Here is an 854-nt window from a genome sequence, read left to right on the forward strand (position 1 = left end):
CGATTGGGCCGCTGCCCACAGGAGTGGTTGAGGGCCGTGGTCAGGGCGTGCATCGAGAAGACAGATTATCCCATCCCGGCAGAACTGATGCCGTCAACCCCGTCCTGGTGAATAGATACGCGCTATTGAGGTTGTTGCGATAGAGCTCGCTGCTGGCAGTCTTTTTGCCGTGATAGCGGTCGGCATAATAGCTGGCGTAACCGGTTTCGCTATTGCCGCGCCAGCTGCCGCCGTGGCTCTCGTCATAACGGCTGCTACAGGCCGCCAACAGCAGGCAAAGAGATAACAGCAGCCCTTTCTGAATATGTTGCAGCTTCCCCCTCTCCTCTCTTCTTTTCGCTCTGCGTTATTTTTACTCTTCGATGCAGTCCGTGATGCTAGCAGCATGTTCGCAAGCAACCTCTTCCTCGCCTTGTTGTCAGGCAGCAGCGACGGTGCGGCTACTTTACCATATCTTCCATAAAAAAAGGGAGGCAAATGCCTCCCTTTGTGGGCAAATCTTGGACACCCACCTTTTTGAGCAAGGCGTAGCATAGCCCGAACCCAAAAGATGGGTGTCCAAGGTCTTCGCCACATAATTTAAATGTATCTTGTTAGCTTGTGAATTATTCAGGCAAAGAATGGGGCGCGAGCATATAGTCTTTGCACGAATAGCTTACATTATTGTCATTTGGTATACTTTTTCCTGTATAAGCCAAAGAACTCTCGGAGTTGGTCTGAATACCTAGAGTTAAGGTAAGTATTCACCGGAACAGTATTGACACAGGAAAAATGAGACGATCGTCTCTTGATCCCACTTTCCTGCTTGCTTGATCCTGCTCCTTAGATACGCTCCCCCCATGAGCAAAAACACC

The 854-nt window shown here is 50.1% G+C and carries 1 pseudogene; it reads right to left on the minus strand.

Annotated elements, in window-relative coordinates:
- Positions 1-118: 118 nt before the first annotated feature.
- Positions 119-313: pseudogene (locus ACNPAA_RS20935) on the minus strand (septal ring lytic transglycosylase RlpA family lipoprotein); the annotation flags it as partial.
- Positions 314-854 lie beyond the last annotated feature (541 nt).

The organism is Aeromonas sp. PS2Canimalfood6 (assembly GCF_048276795.1).
Classification (GTDB): Bacteria; Pseudomonadota; Gammaproteobacteria; order Enterobacterales; family Aeromonadaceae; genus Aeromonas; species Aeromonas caviae.